19 protein-coding genes are annotated in these 21,808 nt (G+C 71.8%); 8 read left to right on the top strand and 11 right to left on the bottom strand.

Translation table 11 applies throughout. The features are described from left to right. Positions 1–79: 79 nt before the first annotated feature. A complete protein-coding gene (locus tag AB0M63_RS40635; protein ID WP_355901519.1) occupies positions 80–529 on the bottom strand; it encodes an NUDIX hydrolase in 450 nt (149 codons plus the stop codon). 175 nt (positions 530–704) lie between these two features. Between AB0M63_RS40635 and AB0M63_RS40630 the strand changes: the two genes are divergently transcribed. Next, entirely contained in the window at positions 705–3,998 is a 3,294-nt protein-coding gene (locus tag AB0M63_RS40630) for a S8 family serine peptidase (RefSeq protein ID WP_366022919.1), read from the top strand. 78 nt (positions 3,999–4,076) lie between these two features. Here AB0M63_RS40630 and AB0M63_RS40625 read toward each other — a convergent pair whose 3' ends face one another. Together AB0M63_RS40625 and AB0M63_RS40620 are read right to left on the bottom strand one after the other, a co-directional pair. Further along, a complete protein-coding gene (locus AB0M63_RS40625; protein ID WP_366022918.1) occupies positions 4,077–4,823 on the bottom strand; it encodes a hypothetical protein in 747 nt (248 codons plus the stop codon). A 1-nt stretch (position 4,824) separates the two neighbouring features. After that, positions 4,825–5,352, bottom strand: a complete 528-nt coding sequence (locus tag AB0M63_RS40620) for a sigma-70 family RNA polymerase sigma factor (protein ID WP_355901516.1) — start codon at positions 5,350–5,352, stop codon at positions 4,825–4,827. A 312-nt stretch (positions 5,353–5,664) separates the two neighbouring features. Here AB0M63_RS40620 and AB0M63_RS40615 point away from each other — a divergent pair, with 312 nt between their 5' ends. After that, positions 5,665–6,684 (top strand): aspartate-semialdehyde dehydrogenase, encoded by a 1,020-nt coding sequence (locus AB0M63_RS40615; protein ID WP_355901515.1) that lies wholly within the window; start codon positions 5,665–5,667, stop codon positions 6,682–6,684. Positions 6,685–7,004: 320 nt separating this feature from the next. Here the strand turns inward: AB0M63_RS40615 and AB0M63_RS40610 are convergent, their stop codons facing one another. Continuing rightward, the gene (locus tag AB0M63_RS40610; RefSeq protein WP_366022917.1) at positions 7,005–7,496 is read right to left on the bottom strand and encodes a DUF1203 domain-containing protein; all 492 of its coding nucleotides are present in this window, start codon (positions 7,494–7,496) and stop codon (positions 7,005–7,007) included. 112 nt (positions 7,497–7,608) lie between these two features. Between AB0M63_RS40610 and pepN the strand changes: the two genes are divergently transcribed. After that, entirely contained in the window at positions 7,609–10,182 is a 2,574-nt protein-coding gene (pepN, locus tag AB0M63_RS40605) for an aminopeptidase N (protein WP_366022916.1), read from the top strand. A 53-nt stretch (positions 10,183–10,235) separates the two neighbouring features. Here the strand turns inward: pepN and AB0M63_RS40600 are convergent, their stop codons facing one another. The 3 genes from AB0M63_RS40600 to AB0M63_RS40590 all read right to left on the bottom strand — a co-directional run bounded on the left by AB0M63_RS40600 (position 10,236) and on the right by AB0M63_RS40590 (position 13,303). Further along, positions 10,236–10,994 (bottom strand): SDR family oxidoreductase, encoded by a 759-nt coding sequence (locus AB0M63_RS40600; RefSeq protein WP_366022915.1) that lies wholly within the window; start codon positions 10,992–10,994, stop codon positions 10,236–10,238. Positions 10,995–11,066: 72 nt separating this feature from the next. Beyond that, the gene (locus AB0M63_RS40595) at positions 11,067–12,308 is read right to left on the bottom strand and encodes a sigma-70 family RNA polymerase sigma factor (RefSeq protein WP_366022961.1); all 1,242 of its coding nucleotides are present in this window, start codon (positions 12,306–12,308) and stop codon (positions 11,067–11,069) included. Then, positions 12,230–13,303: an EamA family transporter gene (locus tag AB0M63_RS40590; RefSeq protein ID WP_366022914.1), complete on the bottom strand. Its 1,074-nt coding sequence runs from the start codon at positions 13,301–13,303 to the stop codon at positions 12,230–12,232. Before AB0M63_RS40590 ends, AB0M63_RS40595 begins: the two co-directional genes overlap by 79 nt. A gap of 134 nt (positions 13,304–13,437) precedes the next feature. Here AB0M63_RS40590 and AB0M63_RS40585 point away from each other — a divergent pair, with 134 nt between their 5' ends. Beyond that, positions 13,438–13,932 (top strand): MarR family transcriptional regulator, encoded by a 495-nt coding sequence (locus tag AB0M63_RS40585; RefSeq protein ID WP_366022913.1) that lies wholly within the window; start codon positions 13,438–13,440, stop codon positions 13,930–13,932. A 19-nt stretch (positions 13,933–13,951) separates the two neighbouring features. Here AB0M63_RS40585 and AB0M63_RS40580 read toward each other — a convergent pair whose 3' ends face one another. Beyond that, the gene (locus AB0M63_RS40580) at positions 13,952–15,403 is read right to left on the bottom strand and encodes an FAD-dependent monooxygenase (RefSeq protein ID WP_366022912.1); all 1,452 of its coding nucleotides are present in this window, start codon (positions 15,401–15,403) and stop codon (positions 13,952–13,954) included. A 113-nt stretch (positions 15,404–15,516) separates the two neighbouring features. Between AB0M63_RS40580 and AB0M63_RS40575 the strand changes: the two genes are divergently transcribed. Continuing rightward, a complete protein-coding gene (locus tag AB0M63_RS40575; protein WP_355901503.1) occupies positions 15,517–16,107 on the top strand; it encodes a TetR family transcriptional regulator in 591 nt (196 codons plus the stop codon). 67 nt (positions 16,108–16,174) lie between these two features. On the opposite strand, the gene AB0M63_RS40570 is transcribed toward AB0M63_RS40575, so the two are convergent. From AB0M63_RS40570 to AB0M63_RS40560, 3 genes are all read right to left on the bottom strand, one after another. Further along, positions 16,175–16,462, bottom strand: coding sequence for a hypothetical protein (locus AB0M63_RS40570; protein ID WP_355901501.1), 288 nt, complete (start codon positions 16,460–16,462; stop codon positions 16,175–16,177). Positions 16,463–16,572: 110 nt separating this feature from the next. Next, positions 16,573–18,699, bottom strand: a complete 2,127-nt coding sequence (gene malQ, locus AB0M63_RS40565; protein ID WP_366022911.1) for a 4-alpha-glucanotransferase — start codon at positions 18,697–18,699, stop codon at positions 16,573–16,575. Further along, positions 18,700–19,026 (bottom strand): hypothetical protein, encoded by a 327-nt coding sequence (locus tag AB0M63_RS40560; RefSeq protein WP_366022910.1) that lies wholly within the window; start codon positions 19,024–19,026, stop codon positions 18,700–18,702. Between the two features lie 180 nt (positions 19,027–19,206). On the opposite strand from AB0M63_RS40560, the gene AB0M63_RS40555 reads away from it, so the two are divergent. The 3 genes from AB0M63_RS40555 to AB0M63_RS40545 are packed head-to-tail and all read left to right on the top strand — an operon-like array spanning position 19,207 to position 21,781. After that, positions 19,207–19,740 carry a PadR family transcriptional regulator gene (locus tag AB0M63_RS40555; protein WP_366022909.1) on the top strand — a complete coding sequence of 178 codons (534 nt, stop codon included), beginning with the start codon at positions 19,207–19,209 and terminating at the stop codon, positions 19,738–19,740. Beyond that, a complete protein-coding gene (locus AB0M63_RS40550; RefSeq protein ID WP_366022908.1) occupies positions 19,737–20,435 on the top strand; it encodes an ABC transporter ATP-binding protein in 699 nt (232 codons plus the stop codon). Before AB0M63_RS40555 ends, AB0M63_RS40550 begins: the two co-directional genes overlap by 4 nt. Further along, positions 20,432–21,781 (top strand): ABC transporter permease, encoded by a 1,350-nt coding sequence (locus tag AB0M63_RS40545; protein WP_366022907.1) that lies wholly within the window; start codon positions 20,432–20,434, stop codon positions 21,779–21,781. The genes AB0M63_RS40550 and AB0M63_RS40545 overlap by 4 nt, the downstream gene beginning before the upstream one ends. The last annotated feature ends 27 nt before the right edge of the window (positions 21,782–21,808 follow it).

Here is a 21,808-nt window from a genome sequence, read left to right as displayed (position 1 = left end):
GCGCCCCCTGTGCGTTCGTGAACGCTCGTCGAGCCGCCGGGAGGCGGCTACTCAGTGTTCATCTGGCGGGGTAGTGAAGCTATTCCGGGACCCGCCCGACGGCCGGCCGCTCCCGCCACAGCCGCAGCGCCACGTCGATCAGCCCGACCCGGGTCAGGTCGGAAACGTCGTCGAGCGGATGCCAGGCGGCCATGTCGGTGGAGCCGCCGATCTCGTCCCGCAGCTCACCGCCGACGACCCGGCCTTCGTAGACGAGCCGCAGGCCCTGATGGTCCACGCTGAGCCCCTGGTAGTCCGGAATGACGTGATGGATCGAGTCCATGCCGAGGAACCCGGTGATCTCGACCTGGTAGCCGGTCTCCTCCTCCAGTTCCCGGACCACCGTGTCGTTCGGATGCTCGCCGTGATCCATGCCGCCCCCGGGCAGCACCCACTCGTACCCTCCGCCCTCGGCGGGCGAGCGGGCCAGCAGGAGGTGTCCGTCACGGACACAGACGGCGTAGGCGGCGACCCTCAGCTTCTTGCGCACCCGGAGACGCTAGCGCGTCGGGTCCGGATCGGCAGCCGAGTATTCGGGGGCGGTTCACATAGGGGGTTTTCCCCATACGTCCTTATCGTTTCGGTCAACTCTTCCCAAACAACTGTCCCTTGGGTAAAGCTGTGCGCTCGTCCGGCACTGGATTCTTCACCTACAAGGGATGCCGATGACCCTCAACCCCAAGAGACGCGTGGCCCGGATATCCGTGGCCGCCGGTCTCGTCGCCGCGCTCTCCGCGGCCGGGCCGATACCCATGGCCTTCTCCGCCGACGCGCCGTCGAGCAGTACTCCCGCCGACGGCACCGTCAAGTCCGCCGCCGCCAAGCTCGGTTCGGACGACGCCGATCTGCTCGCTGCGGCCAAGGCCGACGGCGACAAGAACGTCACGATGATGATCGCCACCGCTCCCGGCCAGACGGAGCAGGTCGCCGGGCAGTTGGACGCGGTCAAGGGCGGCTCCGTGGGCCGCACCTACGACAAGCTCGGCTACGTCCGCGCCACCGTCCCGACCGGCAAGGCGGACTCGGCGATCGCCGCCGCCGCGAAGCTGTCCTCCGTGCAGGCGATCGACCTGCGGCAGGAGATCGCGCTCGACGATCCGACCCCGAGCGCGGACACGGCGAAGGGCGCCACCAAGACGACGGCCACGGCCACTTACTCCGGGCCGAGCAAGAGCACCCCCGCCGAGAACCCGTACAACCCGTCCTTCGAGACGGGCGCCGTCGACTTCGTGAAGAAGAACCCGAAGGCGGACGGCCGGGGCATCACCATCGGCATCCTCGACTCCGGCGTCGACCTCGGCCACCCGGCGCTGCAGAAGACCACCACCGGCGAGCGCAAGATCGTCGACTGGGTCACCTCGACCGACCCGATCGTGGACGGCGACCAGACCTGGCGCCCGATGGTGACGGCCGTGTCCGGCCCGACCTTCACCTACGGCGGTACGACGTGGACGGCGCCCGCGGGGTCGTACGAGATCAGCACGTTCAAGGAGTCGTACACCACCGGTGGTGACGCGGCGGGCGACGCGAACCGGGACGGTGACACCACCGACTCGTGGGGCGTGCTCTACGACGCGGCGGCCGGGACGGTGACGGTCGACCTGAACAACAACCAGGACTTCGGCGACGACACCCCGATGAAGCCGTACAAGGACGGCTACCAGATCGGGTACTTCGGCACCGACAACCCGGCGACGGACGTCGTCGAGCGGCAGCCGTTCGTCGTGCAGATCCGCAAGGACGTCCCGATGGACCCGTACGGCGGGTCCTGGGTCGGCAAGACCGCCGACTTCGTGAACATCGGGGTCATCGAGTCCGAGCACGGCACGCACGTCGCCGGTATCACCGCGGCCAACGGCCTGTTCGGCGGCAAGATGAGCGGCGAGGCCCCGGGCGCGAAGATCGTGTCGTCCCGTGCCTGCACCTGGACCGGCGGCTGCACCAACGTGGCGCTCACCGAGGGCATGATCGACCTCGTCGTCAACCGCGGTGTCGACATCGTCAACATGTCGATCGGCGGCCTGCCCGCGCTGAACGACGGCAGCGGCGCGCGCAACGAGCTGTACACGCGGCTCATCGACACCTACGGCGTGCAGCTCGTGATCTCGGCCGGGAACTCCGGTCCGGGCGCGAACACCATCGGGGACCCCGGCCTCGCCGACAAGGTGATCTCCGTCGGCGCCACGATCTCCAAGCAGACGTGGGCCGCCAACTACGGCTCCCAGGTGTCGACTTCGTACCAGATGATGCCGTTCTCCTCGCGCGGCCCGCGTGAGGACGGCGGCTTCACGCCGACGCTCGTCGCGCCCGGTGCCGCGATCAACTCCACCCAGACCTGGCTGCCGGGCTCCCCGGTCGCCGAGGCGGGCTACTCGCTGCCGGCCGGCTACTCGATGCTCCAGGGCACCTCGATGGCCTCCCCGCAGGCCGCGGGCGCCTCCGCGCTGCTGCTGAGCGCCGCCAAGCAGAAGAACATCGCGCTCACCCCGGCGACCCTGCGCACGGCGCTCACCTCGACCGCCGATCACATCAAGGGTGTTCAGGCGTACGAGGAGGGCGCGGGCCTCATCGACATCGTGGACGCGTGGAAGTCCATCAAGGACGGCGCCACCGCCCACGAGTACACCGTCAAGGCTCCCGTCGACACGGCGATCGACTACGCGCTGAAGACCCCCGGCTTCGGCACCGGTCTCTACGACCGCGAGGGCGGCCTCAAGGTCGGCGCGAAGAAGACGTACGACGTCGTCATCACGCGAACCACCGGTGCGGACAAGGCCGTTCGGCACGAGCTGCACTTCGAGAACAACGCCGGTGACACCTTCCGGATCGTCGGCTCGGACGAGGTCAAGCTGCCGCTGAACCAGCCGGTGACCGTCAAGGTGCAGGCGGCGCCGCGGAGTTCGGGCATCAAGAGCGCGATCCTGGAGGTCGACGACCCGAAGACCGAGGGCGTCGACAAGCAGGTCCTGGCGACGGTCGTGGTCTCCACGCCCGTCGACTACACCTACTCCAAGTCGAGTTCGGTGCAGCGCAACAGCACGCAGTCGTACTTCGTGACCGTCCCGGCCGGGGCCAAGGCCCTTGAGGTCGCGATGAGCGGGCTGAAGGCGAACAGCCAGACGCGGTTCATCTCCATCCACCCGTACGGCGTTCCGGTCGACAACACCGGTACTCCGTACTGCTACAACAACTACCTCGACGGCAACGGCTGCAAGCCCGACGTGCGGTCGTACGCCGACCCGCAGGCCGGTGTCTGGGAGATCGAGGTCGAGGCGCGCCGCACCTCGCCGTACCTCGACAACCCGTACAAGCTGGACGCCACCGTGCTCGGCGCTGCCTTCGACCCGGAGACCGTGACCGTGGCCGAGGCGAAGGTCGGCACCCCGGCCGCCGCCTCCTGGAAGGTGACCAACAACTACGCGGCCCTGACCGGCACGTTGAAGGGCGGCCCGCTCGGCTCCTCGCTGACCGCGCGGCCCACCATCACCGAGGGCGTCACCCAGACCACCACGGTCGACGTGCCCGCCGGTGCCACCTCGCTGGACGTGTCCATCGGCAATGTCTCGGACACGGCGGCGGACCTGGACCTGACGGTGAAGAACGCCGCCGGGACGGTCGTCGGCACCTCCGCCGACGGCGACTCGGAGGAGGCGGTGTCCATCGCGTCGCCCGCCGCCGGGACGTACACCGTCGAGGTCGCGGGCTACTCGGTGCCGTCCGGCTCGACCGCGTACGACTACCTGGACGTGTTCTACTCGGCCGCGCTCGGCACGGTCAGCGTCGACGACTCCACGCCGGTCACACTCGGCACGGGCGCCTCGGCGACCGTCTCCGGCAGCGTCACCGCCCTGGCGGCCGCTCCGGCGGGCCGTGAGTTCTTCGGCCAGGTCCAACTGCTCGACGCGCGCGGCACGGTCGCGGGCCTGGGCAGCGTGAAGATCGAGAAGGTCACGTCGTAGCACCACGTACGACGTCGTAGCACCACGTACGACAGGAGAGGGGCGGGCGTCCGTGCGGGCGCCCGTCCCTCTCGTTCGTCAGCCCGTCGGGCAGGTGACCGTACCGGCGTCGGCGAGTGCGTCGACGATCGCGGCGCGGTCCGTGGCGACGGCGTCGTCGCCCACGGCCCAGAGGGTCGCCGTGTCCGCGCCCTTCGGGACGCCGACCAGCACGTGCTGCCCCTGGCGCGGCGCCGGAGCCGCCCCGGCGGGCAGCACGACCGTGACGTCGGCCGGGCCGTGGGCGGGCCGGTAGGAGCGGGTGACGGCGAGCGTGATCCGCTTACTCGGGTCGGAACCCGGCCGCACCTCGGTCACCGTCCCCTCGACGAGGAGGCGGGAGCAGGCCACGTACAGCTCCGGGTCGGAGAGCGGGCCCGGGGTCTCGGAGCCCTTGTCCTGCGCGGCGCCGCCCGCCGCCTTCGAGTCCGCGCTGCTGCCCGACGCGGAGTCCGACGCCCCGGTGTGGGCGACCAGCCAGGCGAGCCCGGTGATCATCGTGGCGACGACCGCGAGCGCGAGGGTGCCGTAGGAGAGGGCGCGCAGGGCGGGCCGGCGTCGGCGGGCCGGGCGGGGCCTGATCACCGGTTGCGGTGCCGGGGGAGCCGCCAGCGCCTCCCCGATGATGCCCAACTGCTCGCGCAGCAAAGCCACATCGGCCTTCGCGGCCCGGTGCTCGGCCATGAACTCGGCGTCCGCGCGGGCCGCCTCCGGGAGCGGCTCGTCCGTGATCGCGGCCAGCAGCGCGTCCACGCCGTCGTACTCGGCGTCGTGTTCGGCAGCCACGTCACACCACCTCGTCCTCGTGCAGGCGGTCGCGCAGGGCGCGGACCGCGGAGTGCAGCCGGCTCTTGACCGTGCCTTCCGGGATGCCGAGTTCCTCGGCTATCCCGCGCACCGGCAGATCGGCGAAGAACCGCAGCACGAGGACCTGGCGGTGCTGGTCGGGCAGCTCGTCCAGGCCCTGGGCGACGGCCAGGGACAGCACGCTGGTGTCCTCGTCGGAGGGGTGCTCGAACTGGCGCAGGGAGGCCAGCCGCTCCCCCAGCCGCTCCTGGCGGCGCTTGGCCCGGTGCCAGTCCATGGCGAGGTTCGAGGCGACGACCGCCGCCCACGCCGAGACGTCGCGCGGCGCCTCGTCGCCCTTCGCCGCCCGCTCCAGCAACCGCAGCCGTACCTGCTGGACGCCGTCCGCCAGGTCCGCCTGCGGCACCCCGCCGAGCGCGAGCACCGCCCGCACCCGCCGCTCCTGGGCCGCGTCCAGCGGATCGTCCGCCTCCTGGGCGCGGCGGGCTTTTCTGCGCAGCACAGACACCCCTCCCCTTCCCGCGTTTCCTCTACGACGCCGGAGCGGGCCGAAACGTTCGGACCGTCGCGAGGAAGTTTTCTCCCACGGCGGTCGGAGTCGTGGGTCACACCGTCGTGCCGAACGGCTTGCGGCCGTGGGCGGGTGACGGGCGGATTTCTTCGCAGCGCGGGGAGCCGGCGCCGGAGGATCGGGCCGGGCGCGGCCGGTGCCGGTGTCCCACTCCTCGGGCCGGGCGGCGAAAGGATTGGACACGCGGGCACGGGTGAGACGCATCATGGAAACGCTGGACCACGTAAAACGCACGCAAAGGGAGTCGCCGTGAAGGTCGGAATCGTCGGAGCCACCGGTCAGGTCGGCACGGTCATGCGCAGGATCCTGGTGGAACGGAACTTTCCGGTCACCGAGCTGCGCCTGTTCGCCTCGGCCCGTTCGGCGGGGACGGTCCTGGACGGCGTGACGGTGGAGGACGCGGCGAGCGCGGACTACTCCGGCCTGGACATCGTGCTGTTCTCGGCGGGCGGCGCGACCTCGCGGGCGCTGGCCGAGAAGGTCGCCTCGCAGGGCGCGGTCGTGATCGACAACTCCTCCGCCTGGCGCAAGGACCCGGACGTACCGCTGGTCGTCTCCGAGGTGAACCCGCACGCCATCGTGGACCGTCCCAAGGGCATCATCGCCAACCCGAACTGCACGACGATGGCCGCGATGCCGGTCCTGAAGCCGCTGCACGCGGAGGCGGGCCTTGAGGCGCTGGTCGTCGCCACCTACCAGGCGGTGTCCGGCTCCGGTCTGTCCGGTGTGGCCGAGTTGCACGGCCAGGCGCTGAAGGTCGTCGCCGACGCCGACAAGCTGACCCACGACGGCTCGGCGGTGGACTTCCCCGAGCCGCAGGTCTACAAGCGGCCGATCGCCTTCAACGTGCTGCCGTTCGCGGGCTCGCTCGTCGACGACGGCCTCCACGAGACCGACGAGGAGCAGAAGCTCCGCAGCGAGTCCCGCAAGATCCTGGAGATCCCCGAGCTGAAGGTCTCCGGCACCTGCGTCCGCGTCCCGGTCTTCTCCGGCCACTCCCTCCAGGTCAACGCCCGTTTCGCCCGCCCGATCACGGTCGAGCGCGCCACGGAGATCCTCGGCGGCGCCCCGGGCGTGGCCCTCTCCGACATCCCGACCCCCCTCCAGGCGGCCGGCCAGGACCCGTCCTACGTCGGCCGCATCCGCCCCGACGAGACGGTCGAGCACGGCCTCGCCCTGTTCATCTCCAACGACAACCTCCGCAAGGGGGCCGCGCTGAACGCGGTGCAGATCGCGGAGCTGGTGGCGGCGGAGCTGAGCGCCAAGTAGGCGGTACGACGGAGGGGCGCCCACCGGTCGGTTGCCGGGTGGGCGCCCCTCCGTGTGTTTCAGAGGGCCAGGTGCTGATGCTGTCTGCCGCGCCTTGTCGGCCACAGCCACGCTGCTGCGGGCGGGCTCATCCGCGACGATGGGTTCACCGGGTTTCGGCGGTCGGTCCGTCCCCCGAGAGCTGATCCCGGTGCGCCGCGTACTCGCCGCCGCCCCGCTCCGTGAACGCCTCTGTGTGCTCCTGCTCCGCCTGTGACCGCCGCAGCAATTCGATGGCCCGCCCACGGTAACAAGGTGTGACATCTTCACCGCAGACAGCATCAGTGATCGCGCAACCTGCCCCGCACCTCGTAGAGAAAGCACCCGTACTCCACAGCCCGCACATGCACCACCGCCACCCCCGGCTCGGCGAACGCCTCCATGAAGGCCTGGTCGAACCCGGACGGGTCCGTCACCAGGTGGCCCCCGAGGATGTGGCCGTGGGCCGAATAGCGGCGCAGGACGCGGGGGGCGTTGGCGAAGGGGTAGGCAGAGGCGGGCGTCGGTCCCGTGCAGTCCGACGCGTGGATGAACACCGGCCCCTGCTCGTCGTACGCCCCCGGCTCGGCCCCCGTTGCCGCTGCCCAGCGGCGCAGGGGGGCGTAGGAGACGAGGGCGATGTGCTCGCCGGGGGCGCTGCGGCGCAGGCAGCAGCGGAGCGGAGCGCCGCCTTCCTCATCGGTCACGGGAACCATTCGGCGGCCCGCGTCGTCAGCAGTGCGCAGGTCCTTCAAGGTCATCGGGTCGATGGGGCGAGGTGTGTATGCCGTCATGGCTCCAGGCTCGCGCTCGTCCGCCCCGCTCACCGGCGGGATACGGACATCGCGTTCCGGTCAGGTCCCGTGGAAGGATGGCGCAACCCACACATAACGAGGAGATGACCGCGTGCCTGGCACAAACCTGACTCGCGAAGAGGCGCAGCAGCGGGCGAAGCTGCTCACCGTTGACTCGTACGAGATCGATCTCGACCTCTCCGGCGCGCAGGAGGGCGGGACCTACAGGTCCACGACGACGGTGCGCTTCGATGTGACGGAGGGCGGCGCCGGGTCCTTCATCGACCTGGTCGCCCCGACCGTGCACGAGGTGACGCTGAACGGCGACCCGCTCGACCCGGACGAGGTCTTCAAGGACTCGCGGATCGCGCTGGCCGGGCTGCTGGAAGGGCCGAACATCCTGCGGGTCGTCGCGGACTGCGCGTACACCAACACCGGTGAGGGGCTGCACCGGTTCGTCGACCCGGTCGACCAACAGGCTTATCTGTACACCCAGTTCGAGGTCCCGGACGCCCGCCGCGTGTTCGCCAGCTTCGAGCAGCCGGACCTGAAGGCCACCTTCCAGTTCACCGTGAAGGCGCCGACCGGCTGGACCGTCGTCTCCAACTCCCCGACGCCCGAACCCCGGGACGACATCTGGGAGTTCGAGCCGACGCCCCGTATCTCGTCGTACATCACCGCGCTGATCGTCGGTCCGTACCACAGCGTCCACAGCGTGTACGAGAAGGACGGGCAGAGCGTCCCGCTCGGCATCTACTGCCGGCCCTCGCTCGCCGAGTACCTCGACTCGGACGCGATCTTCGAGGTGACACGGCAGGGCTTCGACTGGTTCCAGGAGAAGTTCGCCTACGCGTACCCCTTCAAGAAGTACGACCAGTTGTTCGTCCCGGAGTTCAACGCGGGCGCGATGGAGAACGCGGGCGCGGTGACCATCCGCGACCAGTACGTGTTCCGGTCCAAGGTGACCGACGCCTCGTACGAGCTGCGCGCGGAGACCATCCTGCACGAGCTGGCTCACATGTGGTTCGGCGACCTCGTGACCATGGAGTGGTGGAACGACCTGTGGCTGAACGAGTCGTTCGCCACCTACACCTCCATCGCCTGCCAGGCCTACGCCCCCGACTCGCGCTGGCCGCACTCGTGGACGACGTTCGCCAACTCCATGAAGACCTGGGCGTACCGGCAGGACCAACTCCCGTCCACGCACCCGATCATGGCCGAGATCCGCGACCTGGACGACGTCCTCGTCAACTTCGACGGCATCACGTACGCCAAGGGCGCGAGCGTCCTGAAGCAGCTCGTCGCCTACGTCGGCATGGACGAGTTCTTCGCGGGCGTGCAGGCGTACTTCAAGCGCCACGCGTTCGGCAACACCCGGCTGTCCGACCTGCTCGGCGCGCTGGAGGAGACCTCCGGGCGCGACCTGAAGACCTGGTCGAAGGCGTGGCTCCAGACGGCCGGCATCAACATCCTGCGCCCGGAGATCGAGACGGACGCGGACGGTGTCATCACCGCCTTCGCGATCCGCCAGGAGGCCCCGGCGCTGCCGGCCGGCGCCAAGGGCGAGCCGACGCTGCGCCCGCACCGGATCGCGGTCGGTCTGTACGAACTCGACGACGACACCGGCAAGTTGGTGCGTGACGAGCGCGTCGAGCTGGACGTGGACGGCGAGTTGACCGCCGTACCGCAGCTCGTCGGCAAGCGCCGCCCGGACGTCGTCCTGCTCAACGACGACGACCTGTCGTACGCGAAGGTCCGCCTCGACGAGCAGTCGCTCGCGTTCGTCACCGAGCACCTCGGCGACTTCGAGTCCTCGCTGCCCCGCGCCCTGTGCTGGGCCTCGGCCTGGGACATGACCCGCGACGCCGAACTCGCCACCCGCGACTACCTCTCCCTCGTCCTGTCGGGCATCGGCAAGGAGTCCGACATCGGTGTCGTGCAGTCGCTCCAGCGGCAGGTGAAGCTGGCGATCGAGCTGTACGCCGACCCGGCCGCCCGCGAGGCCCTGCTCACCCGCTGGACGGACGCCACGCTGGCGCATCTGCGCGCCGCCGAGGCGGGCAGCGACCACCAGCTGGCGTGGGCCCGGGCGTTCGCGTCCACGGCTCGCACACCGGAGCAACTGGACCTGCTGGACGCCCTGTTGGAGGGCACGCAGACGATCGAGGGCCTGGCCGTCGACACCGAGCTGCGCTGGGCGTTCGTCGAACGCCTCGCGTCCGTGGGCCGGTTCGACGAGACGGAGATCGCCGGCGAGTACGAGCGGGACAAGACCGCGGCCGGTGAGCGGCACGCGGCGACCGCCCGCGCCGCCCGCCCGACCGAGGAGGCGAAGGCGGAGGCCTGGGCGCAGGTCGTCGAGTCCGACAAGCTCCCCAACGCCCTTCAGGAAGCGGTGATCTCGGGCTTCGTCCAGACCGACCAGCGCGAGCTGCTGGCGCCGTACACGGAGAAGTACTTCGCGGCCGTCAAGGACGCCTGGGACACCCGTTCGCACGAGATCGCCCAGCAGATCGCGGTCGGTCTCTACCCCTCGATCCAGGTCTCCCAGGACACCCTGGACCGCACGGACGCCTGGCTGACGGCCGCCGAGCCGAACGCGGCCCTGCGCCGCCTGGTCTCGGAGTCCCGCGCGGGCGTGGAGCGCGCCCTGAAGGCCCAGGCGGCGGACGCGGCTGCCTCGTAAGCGGTTCTACGACGGCGAAGGGCGCCCGGCGATCCGCCGGGCGCCCTTTGCCGTCACCCCGGGAACATCCCGCCCGTGACATTGACGAACGTGCCGGTGATGCTCGCCGCGTGGTCGGAGGCGAGGAACACGGCGGTCGCGGTGATCTCGGCGAGGGTGGGGTTGCGGCGGGTCATGCGCAGGCTCGACAGGTGGTCCAGGATGCCTTGGATCGCCGCCTCGTTGAGGTCGGGGTTGACCTTGCCGAGCTTCTCGACGGTGAGGGTCTCGGGGATGCCGGCCGCCCACAGGCCCACGGCGCGCACCCCGCGCGGGCCCAGCTCCATCGCCAGGTTGCGCACCAGGCTGTCGGTCGCCGCGTCGGCAGGGCCGGTGCCGCCCATCATCGGACTGCCGTGCGCGGAGCCGCTGTTGAGGGTGAGGACGACTCCGCTGCCCCGTTCGGCCATGCGGCGGGCGGCGGCGCGGGCGGTGATGAAGTTGGCGCGGACGCCGTTGAGCACCGGCCGCAGGAAGTCGTCGACGGGCATGTCGGTGAGCGGCAGGCCCTGTACGTCGCCGCGCGAGACGAGGTTGAAGGACACGTCGATGTCGCCGACGCGGGCGAGATGTTCGGTCACGGCCGTCTCGTCGAGGGCGTCGACGACGGCCACCTCGGCGTTCTTGATGTCGGCGGCCACGGCCTCCAGTGTCTCCCGGGTGCGGCCCACGAGGTGGACGCGGGCTCCCTCGGCGGCGAAGGCGCGGGCGACCGCACCGCCGATCGAGCCGCCGGCGCCATAGACGACCGCTGTCTTGTCGGTGAGCAGCATGGTGGATCTCCTTGCGAGTGGCTGATGTCGATGTCGGTCATACAGACGCACGGACCGCGCACCACTCATCGGTCACAGCCGCAGGGGCAGTCCGAAGGCCGGGAACAGGTGCGGCTCGAAGGAGGTGATCTCGGCGATCCGGTCGTCGGCGTCGAAGCGGAGCACGTCGAGGACCTGGGCGCGGTAGACCGTCGTACCGGGCCGGCGGACGTAACCCCCGGCCGCGAGCTGCCCGTTGGCGCGGGCGGGGAGATGGCGCCAATGGCCGAAGAACATGGGCGAGTCGACGTCGAGGCTGACGCTCAGGAACTCCACGATCGCCTCGCGGCCGGTGAACCAGAACGGGTTCGGTGGCATGGTGAGGGTGACGTCCTCGCTGAGCAGGGCGGCGACCTCGGACAGGTCGAGGCGTTCGGCGGCGGCCATGTACCGCTTGACCAGGGTGCGTTGGTGCTCGGTGGGCTCGGCGCTCGTCCAGTCCGCGCGACGGCCGGGCAGCCGGTCGCGCAGGGTGGGGCGGGCGCGTTGCAGCGCGCTGTTGACCGAGGCCACGGTCATGTCGAGGGCCTCGCCGGTCTCCGCGGCGCTCAGCCCGAGCGCGTCCCGCAGCACCAGCACCGCGCGCTGGCGCGGCGGGAGATGCTGGACGGCGGCCAGGAAGACCAGTTCGAGGGTCTCGCGGGACACCGCGGCGGCCTCGGGCTGCTCCTCGGCGGAGGGCAACTCGTCGTCGGGGTAGGGCTGGAGCCAGGTGATCCGGGCGGGCGGCTCCCCGCCGCCGTGGTTCATGCCGGGCAACGGTTCGTAGCGCTTCGGTCGGCGGGCCGTACGGCGCTGGAAGTCCAGGCAGGCGTTGGTGGCGATGCGATACAGCCAGGTCCGGGCACCGGCCCGCCCCTGGAAGGTGTCCCGGGCCCGCCAGGCCCGCAGGAACGTCTCCTGCACCAGGTCCTCGGCGTCGTCGTAGGAACCGGTCATCCGGTAGCAGTGCACCTGGATCTCACGGCGGTGGGACTCGACGAGGGCGGCGAAGTCGCCTTCGTCGACCGGGACTTGAGCGACGGCAGGGGATTCCGTAACGGACGCGGGTGTGACGGATTCCTGGGCGGTGTCCCGCGCGGTCCGCGCCACTCGCCTCAACTTCGCGACGGACGACGACAGTTCCGTCACACCGGAGTAGAGAACGGAGGGCGGCTGCGGCACCAACTCCTCCACCTGCCGCCCGATCTCCTTGATCAGCCCGTCGACACCGGGTCCGACGCTGCCCTGCCGCTCGCGGTAGGCCTTCTGCCGGCAGGCGGCGGAGCAGTACACGGAACGGCGGCCGGTACGGCCCGCGCGTGCGGTGAGCGGTTTGCCACAACTGGGGCAGAACTCTTCGGCCACGGGTGCCTCCGGCGTTGCGTCACGGCGTTCCCGCGTGACGCTACCTCTCGAAGGGGAACGCCCGGGGTACGCGCCCCGACCTGCCCGGCCACCGTCGCCCCGAACGCCACCGCCATCCCCGCCATCTGCACAGGCGTGAGCGCCTGCCCGAGCGCCGCCCAGCCGACGACGGCCGCGGTCAGCGGGGACAGCGGGCCGAGGAAGGTGACCCGGGTCGCGGAGAGCCGGCCGATGCCGCGGAACCAGAGCCAGTACGCGATCGCCGTGTTCGCCAGCGCGAGGTAGAGGTAGCCGCCGACCGCCCGGCCGTCGAGCGCGGGTGGCGCCCCCTCGACCAGGAAGGCGACGGGCGCGATGAGCAGACCGCCCGCGGTGAGCTGCCAGGCGGTGAGGGCGAGCGGGCCCACGCCGTCGGGGCGGCCCCAGCGCTTGGTCAGCACGGTGCCGGTGGACATGGACGCGGTGGAGGCGAGGGCCGCGAGCACACCTGTCGGGTCGAGTGCCCCGGCCGCCTTCAGTACGACGAGACTGACACCGAAGGCCGCGACGGCGCCGGTGAGCACGCTCCGGGCCGTCGGCCGCTGCCCGAGCAGTCCCGCCGAGAGGCCCACGACGATCAGCGGCCCGACCGAGCCGACGACCGCGGCCATGCCGCCGGGGAGCCGGTACGCGGACAGGAACAGCAGCGGGAAGAAGGCGCCGATGTTCAACGCGCCGAGCACCGTCGCCTTCCCCCACCAGGCACCGCGCGGCAGCACCCGGGCGAGCGCGAGGAGCACCAGGCCGGCGGGCAGGGCGCGCATCAGGCCCGTGAACAGGGGGCGGTCGGGCGGGAGGAACTGGGTGGTGACGGCGTAGGTGGTGCCCCAGGAGATGGGGGCGAGGGCGGTGAGAGCGGCCGTCAGGACCGGGCGACTGGCCATGGGAGACGCGCCTTTCAGCAGAGGCCGGAGTAGGTCTGCGGTAAGTAGGTCGATGGTGATTAGCTTACCGCTAAGCAACTTAGCGTCAAGCCGCTTTCTTGCGACCGACCTAGCGGGCAGCGGATACTCGTCCCATGAACGACAAGGACCCCGTCGACGCGATCGTCGGACAGTGGGCTGCGGTGCGGCCCGACCTCGACACCGCCGCGATGGAGGTCTTCGGGCGGGTCTTCCGGCTCTCCCGGGCCATGGGCGACCGCATGGAGAAGACATACGCGTCGTACGGCGTCTCGCGCGGCGAGTTCGACGTCCTCGCGACCCTGCGCCGGGCCGACGTTCCGTACACCCTCTCGCCGCGCGAGCTGTCCGCGACGCTGATGCTCACCACGGGCGGCATGACCGGCCGCCTCGACAAGCTGGAACGGGCCGGACTGCTCCGCCGCTCCCCCGACCCGCACGACCGCCGCGGTCTCCAAGTCACCCTGACCGAGAAGGGGTTGGCGCTGATCGACACGGCGGTCGTCTCCGGGCTCGCGGTCCAGACGGCGGCCCTGTCCGGCCTCGACGAGCAGCAGGTCGGCCAACTGGCCGACCTGCTGCGGAAGTTGCTGTCCTCGACCGAGCGGTAGCCGCCCCTGGCAGCCCCGTTCAGCCGACGTGCTCGGCGAGGGCCGCCTCGATCCCGGCCGGGTCCACGGCGTCCGCGGCCCAGGCGACGTATCCGTCGGGGCGCACGAGGAGCGCCGTACGCCGGTCGCTCGCCCAGTGCTCCGCGGCAAGCCGGCCGTCGCGGGTGTCCTTCGTGCCGTAGGCCTGCGGGGTGACGAGGACGAACCGGCCGCCGCGCAGCGCCTCGTAGAGGCGGCCGCCGTCCGCGAGGGTCACGTCCGGGACGCGGGTGCCGACGAGACGGTGGGCGCCGCGCGGGGCCGGGTAGGCGAAGCCGATGCCGGTGAGCTGGCCGAGGGCCTTGCGGCGGGCCCGGGTCACATGGTCGAGGACCGTGGTGAGGGCGGCGCGCAGGGCGAGGGTCCAGGGGCGCTTGGCCATGGCGAGGCGGACGATGCCGCCACTGCTGCGCAGGACCGCCTTGCCGACGGGGTGGCGCTCGGCCTGGTAGGTGTCGAGGAGGGTCCGGGGCGCGTGGCCCTGGATCACCGCGGCGAGTTTCCAGCCGAGGTTGGCCGCGTCCTGGAGGCCGGTGTTCATGCCCTGGCCGCCGGCCGGGGTGTGGACGTGCGCGGCGTCGCCGGCCAGGAAGACGCGGCCCACCCGGTAGGAGGGAGCCTGGCGCTCGTCACTGTGGAAGCGGGACATCCAGCGGGCGTCCCGCATGCCGAAGTCACGGCCGAGGGCGAGCCGGGCGATCTCCTTGATCTCGTCGAGTTCGAGGGGTTCGTCGTCGGCGACGTCGTGGGCGCGGTTCCAGCCGATGACCCGGTAGTAGCCGTCCCCGAAGGGCGCGATGAAGGCGAAGGCGTCGCCGACGGTGGCCACGGTGAGCAGGGTCTCCGGCTGCTCGTCGAGCAGTACGTCGGCGAGGACGACGGAACGGATGACGGAATGGCCGGGGAAGGGCAGCCCGATCGCGTTCCGCACCGGGCTGCGCATCCCGTCGGCGCCGACGACGTACGCGGCCCGCAGCGACCCGGACTCCCCGCCGGGCCCGCGCACCTCGACGGTCACCCCGTCCGCGTCCTGTGTCAGTCCGGTCAGCTCGGTCTCGTACCGGAAGTCCACGCCCGCCTCGACCGCGCGCCGCAGCAGCGCCTTCTCGACCTCGTACTGCGGGAGGACGAGGAGGTGGTTGAAGCGGGAGGGGAGAGGGGTGAGGTCGACGGTGAGGCGGCCGAACAGGCGGAGCCGGTCGAGGGGCTGGCCGAGGGCTTCGAGTCCGTCGGCGAGGGAGCGGGCGTCGAGCTGCTCCAGGGTACGGGCGTGCAGGACGAAGGCGCGGGACAGGTTGCTGATGTTCTCGGGGCGCTTCTCCAGCAGGGTGACCGGGACACCGGCGGTGGCGAGGTCACCGGCGAGGAGAAGACCGGTGGGACCGGAGCCCACGACGATGACAGTGCTCGTGCTGGTGTCGGTGCCGTTCATGGTGGCCTCCTGATGCCAACGTGCGTTTGCCAACGGTTGTTTGCCAACGCTCGATGACGAGACTAGGACCCGCTCCCTGGACTGTCAACACCTGTTGGCCTACGCTTGTTGGCATGAACGACAGCGACAACGCGAGTCCCAGCACCACCACCCCCCGCCGCTCCGACGCCACCCGCGCCGCCATCCTCGAAGCCGCCCGAGAGCGCTTCGCCGCCGACGGCTACGAGCGCGCCACCATCCGCGCCATCGCCAAGGACGCGCGGATCGATCCGTCGATGGTGATGCGCTACTACGGCAACAAGGAGGGCCTCTTCGCGGCGGCCGTCTCCTACGACCTGCGGCTGCCGGACCTGACCTCGGCGGCGCGGGGCGAGGTCGGTCACGCCCTGGTGACGCACTTCCTCGCCATGTGGGAGGAGAACGAGGAGCTGACGGCGATGCTCCGGGTCGGCGCCACGAACCAGGGCGGGGCCGAGCGGATGCAGGAGATCTTCCGGGACCAGTTGATGCCGGTCGCGCGGCAGGCGTGCCCCGATCCGGAGCAGGCACCGGCGCGTGCCGGACTGGTCGCCTCCCAGCTCCTGGGGCTCGCGCTCACCCGCTATGTGCTGCGCTTCCCGCCGGCCGTGGCTCTGGCCCGCGAGGAGATCGTGGCCTGGCTCGCGCCCACGGTGCAGCGCTATCTGACGGCACCGAGCCCGTGAGAGTACATGCGAAGGGCGTCCGCCTCACCGCTGTGGGTGAGGCGGACGCCCTCCGGTAAAGGTGGGGTCAGACCTTCGCGTCGGCGGTGGCCTCGGCGCCGGTCTTCGTGCCCGGCTTGGCCTTCGGCGCGCGGTCCTTGGACTTGTCCAGCGCCATGACGAGGCCCGCGATGATCGCGAACAGGGCGAGCGGGCACAGGACATAGAGCCCCAGCGTCTCGGCGACACTCAGGCCGTGGCCCGGGTCGTCACCGTCGTCGCGGGTGAGCGCGAGCGCGGGGGACGTCATGAGCAGCATCATCAGCGTCGTACCGGCAGCCAGGGCGCCGGCGCGCAGGGCGTTCTTCTTGTCCACGGTGCAAAAGTAGCGAACGCCCGAACGAGCCGCGCGCCCGGGGGTGCCGTATGGGGCCTGCGGGGGTGGAGTAGGCGGCGTACGTGGGTGACTAATGCGGCGTACGGGCCTCAGGGGCCCCCGCCCCCACCGCCCCCCTGGCCCGCATCCAGCCCCGCCCGCAGCACCTCCACCAACGCGTGCAGTCTTGGCGACGCGGCCAGTTCCTCCAGGGTCACGGGGCGGCCGTCCGCGTCGGCGAGGGGCAGGCGCCAGTTCGGGTACTGGTCCCAGGTGCCGGGGAGGTTCTGCGGGCGGCGGTCGCCGACGGTGTCGGGGAGCCAGACGCCGATCATGCGGGCGGGGGTGCGCAGCAGGAAGCGGTGGACCGCGTGGATCTCGGCCTCCTCCTCGGACGCGGGCCGGCCGCCGCCCGTCGCCGGTTCGCGCAGGCCGAGCCCGGACAGCAGGGCCAGCCACTCCCCCACATCGGTGGCGGACTCGATCCGCTCCTCCTCCACCGGCCGGGTCAACAGGCCGAGCCGGTCGCGGAGTTCGACGTGTTCGCCGGTGAGGCGGGCCGCGGTGGGCGGCAGGTCGTGGGTGGTGGCGGTGGCCAGACAGTCGGCGCGCCAGCGCCCTGGGTCGAGGGGACGGCCGTCACCGTCCCAGTCCCGCTCGAACCACAGCACCGAGGTGCCGAGCACCCCGCGTTCCCGCAGCGTCTCGCGCACACCCGGCTCCACGGTCCCGAGGTCCTCGCCGATCACGACCGACCCGGCGCGCGAGGCCTCCAGGGCGAGGATCGCGAGCATGGCCTCGGCGTCGTAGCGGACGTAGGTGCCCTCGGTGGGCGGGCGGCCCTGGGGGACCCACCACAGGCGGAAGAGGCCCATGACGTGGTCGATGCGCAGGGCGCCGGCGTAGCGGAAGAGGGCGCGGAGCAGCCGGCGGTAGGGGGCGTAGCCCGACTCGGCGAGGCGGTCGGGGCGCCAGGGGGGCAACCCCCAGTCCTGGCCGAGGGAGTTGAAGGCGTCCGGGGGCGCGCCGACCGACATGCCGGCCGCGAAGTACCGCTGTTGCGCCCAGGCGTCGGCGCCGTCGGGATGCACCCCGACGGCGAGGTCGTGCACGATCCCGACCGGCATGCCCGCTTCCCGTGCGGCCCGCTGGGCGGCGGTGAGTTGGCTGTCGGTGAGCCAGGCGAGGCGGCAGTGGAAGTCGACGCGGTCCATCAACTCGGTGCGGGCGCGCGCGGTTTCGGGTGAGCGCGGGTCGCGCAGGCCGGCGGGCCACCGGTGCCAGTCGGAGCCGTGCGTCTCGGCGAGCGCGGACCAGGTGGCGTGGTCCTCCAGCGCCTCGCCCTCCCGGGCGAGGAAGTCGACGTAGGCGGCGCGGCGTCCGGGCCCGAGCGGGACCTGGCGGACGAGTTCCAGCGCCTCCCGTTTGGCCTCCCAGACGGCGTCCCGGTCGATCAACGCGTCCTTTTCCAGGACGGATTCGCGCAGTCGGGCGGCCCGGTCGAGGAGTCCGCGCAGCCGGTCCCGGTCCGCTTCCCCGACGTAGGCGAACTCGGGGATGTCCTCGACGCGCAGATAGACCGGGTCGGGGAAGCGGCGCGAGGAAGGGCGGTAGGGCGAGGGGTCGGTGGGCGCGCCGGGTACGGCCGCGTGCAGCGGGTTGACCTGGACGAATCCGGCGCCGAGCGACCGCCCGGCCCAGGCGGTGAGTTCACCGAGGTCGCCGAGGTCGCCCATGCCCCAGGAGTGCCGGGAGAGGAGGGAGTAGACCTGGACCATCAGCCCGTACGAGCGTCCGGTGGGCGTGGGCAACCGGTCCGGGGCGATGACGAGGTGGGCCTCGGCGGTGCGGCCGTCCGGCGCGGTGGCGGTCAAGTGGTGGATGCCGGGCGGGAGTTGGTCGGCGCTCGCCCGGGTCTCGCCCTGCTCGGTCCTGATGTGCAGCCGGGTGCCGTCGGGCAGCGCGTCGAGCGCGGCGGGCGTACTGCCGTGGCGGCCCACGACGGTCGGCTCCAACAGCCGCTCGGCCAGCTCCTGTTGGCGGGCGGCGAGCGCGGCGGCGGTGGCCTGCGGGGTGCTCGCGTCGACGCCGAGGGCGGCCAGGACGGCGACGACCGCGCCGGGCGCTGCCGGGACCGTGCGGTCCGGGGAGGGGCGGTAGGCGGTGGCGACGCCGTGCAGTTCGGCGAGGCGGGACAGCTCCTCGCCGAGGGGTTCGGCCGGCCGGGAAGCTGTCATCTAGGGCCTCGTCGAGTCCGGGTCGGCGAACGGGTCGGCCAGGGCGGCGAATTCACCGCTCGTCGTCATCGGGTCGTCGATCAGTCCCGCCTCGCTGGTGAGCGGCGCGCCCATCGCGGCGGACTCGCTGGTCAGCGGGACGGTGTCGGCGAGCGGGGGTTCGCTGGTGAGGGGTTCGGCGTCGGCCAGCGGCGGTTCGCTGGTCAGCGGGGCCTCGGCCCAGGCTCCCTCTGCGTCGACGAAGAACAGGTCGGTTTCGAGGTCGGCGGACGGTTCCGCGGTGCGTTTGGAGCGGGCCGGGAGCGGAAGTGATGCCGAAGCGGCCACGGTGGCCTCCTTGTCGGATCGGGCGACGGACTGGTTACCGCAGCCCTACCCAGTGGACGCGAGGGCAGACCTCCAGGTTGGGGCACGGGTGGCACCGCGGCCACTCCCGCACCGCGCACCCCGTAGTTTTCCGCTGATCACTATTCACTCAGTACATGTATCGGGTGCATACTGAGGGCCATGAGCACCCGCCACATCCTGCTGGGCCTGCTCGCCTCGGGACCGAGCCACGGCTACGACCTCAAGCGACGCCACGACGAACGATTCCCGCGGGCCCGCCCACTGGCCTACGGGCAGGTCTACACGACCCTCCAGCGGCTGGTCCGGGACGGTCTCGCGGAGATCGACGGCACCGGTTCGGACGGCGGCCCGGAGCGGACGGCGTACCGGACGACGGCCGACGGTTCGCGTGAACTCGCGCGCTGGGCCGGGGAGATCGCGCCGCCCGCGCCCTTCGTGACGAACGAGATCTTCGCCAAGGTCGTCGTCTCGATCCTGTCCGGCGGCGACCCGGAGGCGTATCTGCGGGCCCAACGCGCCGCCCACATGGAGCGGATGCGCGAACTCACGGCGGTCAAGACCGCCAAGGGCAGCGACCTGGCGACCGTGCTCTCGGCGGACTACGCCCTCAACCACCTTGACGCGGACCTCCGTTGGATGGCGACGACGGCGGCCCGGCTGACCACTCTGACCGCGGAGGTCGACACAGCATGAGCGACATGGGGGACGACAAGGTGCCGCTTCTCACGGCCCGTGACCTCACCAAGACGCACGGCAGGAGCCGGGCGCTGAGCGGCGCCTCGATCGAGCTGGCGGCCGGCGAGATCCTCGCCGTCACGGGGCCCAGCGGCAGCGGAAAGTCCACCTTGCTGCACTGTCTGGCCGGGATCGTGCGCCCGGACGAGGGGGCGGTGACGTATGCCGGGGAGCGGCTGGACGAACTGCCCGAGAAGCGGCTCAGCGAGCTGCGGCGCACCGAGTTCGGGGTGGTCTTCCAGTTCGGGCAGCTCATACCCGAGCTGACGGCGGTGGACAACGTCGCGCTGCCGCTGCTGCTCGCGGGCGCCACCCGCGCCGACGCCCAGGCGCGGGCCGGTGAGTGGCTGGAGCGGTTCGGGGTGCGCGGGCAGGCCGAGCTGCGGCCGGGTGAGATGAGCGGCGGCCAGGCCCAACGGGCGGCGCTGGCACGGGCGTTGGTGACCGGCCCGAAGGTCGTCTTCGCGGACGAGCCGACGGGCGCGCTGGACTCCCTGGCGGGCGAGCAGGTGATGACGGCCCTGGTCCGCACGGCCCGCGAGTGCGGTACGGCGGTCCTGCTGATCACCCATGACGCGCAGGTCGCGGCGTACGCGGACCGTGAGATCCGGCTGACGGACGGGACCGTGGCGACGGCGGGGGTGACCGCGTGAGGTCCCTGCGGTCCGATCTGCGGCTGGCCTGGCTGCTCACCCGGGGTTCGGACCGGCGGGAGTGGTGGCGGGCCGGGCTCACGGCGGCGGGGGCCGCACTGGCGACGGGGATCGCTCTGGTCGTCATAGGGCTGCTGTCGTTGGACGGGTTCTACTCCGTGTCCTTCGGGTCCGGGCTGTTCGATTCGCCCAGTGACCGGCGGAACGTGAGTCTCACGCTCGGGCTGCTGCTGATCCCGGTGCTCGGGTTCCTCGGGCAGTGCGCGCGGATCGGGGCGGTACACCGGGACCGGCGGCTGGCCGCGCTGCGGCTGGCGGGGGCCGGGCCCTGGCAGGTGCGGCGGATCGCGGCGCTGGAGTCGGGGCTCGCCTGCCTGGCCGGTGCGGCGGGTGCCACGGCGGCCGTCGTACCGCTGCTGCCGTCCGGCACGGTCTGGGCCGGTGCGGTCCTGGTCGTGGCGGCCGTGCCGGTGCTGGGCGCGGTGGTGAGCGCGGTGGCGCTGCGCCGGGTGGTGGCCGATCCGCTGGGCCGGGTGCGGCGAGTACCGGCGGTGCGCGGGCCGGGGCGGCTGTTCCGTACGGCGGTCCGGTTGCTCGCCGTGACGGCGGTGGGCATCGCCCTGACCCCGGTCTTCGGGAGCCCGGTCTCCTTCGGGCTCGGCCCGGTGACGGTGTTCGTCCTGGCGGTGCTGCTCAGCCTCACCGCGATCTGGTTGTCCGGGGTCTCGTCCCGCCAACTGGGTGAGGGCCTCGCGGCCGGCACCGGGCGCCCCGCGCTGCTGATCGCGGCGGAACGGCTGCGCGAGGACCCCTGGGCGACCGCCCGGACCCATGCGGCGGTCCTGCTGGTGACGGTCGTCGGCTCGGGCTTCGCGGGCGTACGCCAGATCCTGCTCGCGGACCTGGCCGACAAGCGCGACCGGGGCCACCTCGCCGCGCACATGAGCTACTACACGACCGGCATCGACCTCATGGCCGCCGCGATCGCCCTCGCCCTCGCGCTCGTCCTGACCGGCCTGGCCGTCGGCACCGCCGAGTCCCTCGCCACCCGGCGCAGGGGCCTGGCCGCGCAGGTCGCCGCCGGGGTGCCGCACTCCGTGCTGTCCCGGGCGCTGCTCCTGGAGACCGCGCTGCCACTGCTGCCCGCGGTCGCGGTGGCGGGCCTCGGCGGCGCGGCGATCAGCTTCTGGTACGGCGCCGCCGTCTCGCAGCACACGAGCGTGCCGGTGCCGTACACCGCGCTGCTGGTCCCGGTCGGCGTCTACGCGTGCTGTCTGCTGGCGGCGGCCACCTCACTGCCGCTGCTGCGCCGCTCGGTACGGCAGGGCGAGCTGCGCTACGCATGACCGTCCGCCCCGGCAGCACGGGGGGCT

The sequence above is a fragment of the Streptomyces sp. NPDC051576 genome (assembly GCF_040681835.1).
In the GTDB taxonomy this organism is placed as follows: domain Bacteria; phylum Actinomycetota; class Actinomycetes; order Streptomycetales; family Streptomycetaceae; genus Streptomyces.
Note: the sequence above shows the minus strand (reverse complement) of the source record. Positions and strands in the feature narration are given on the sequence as shown.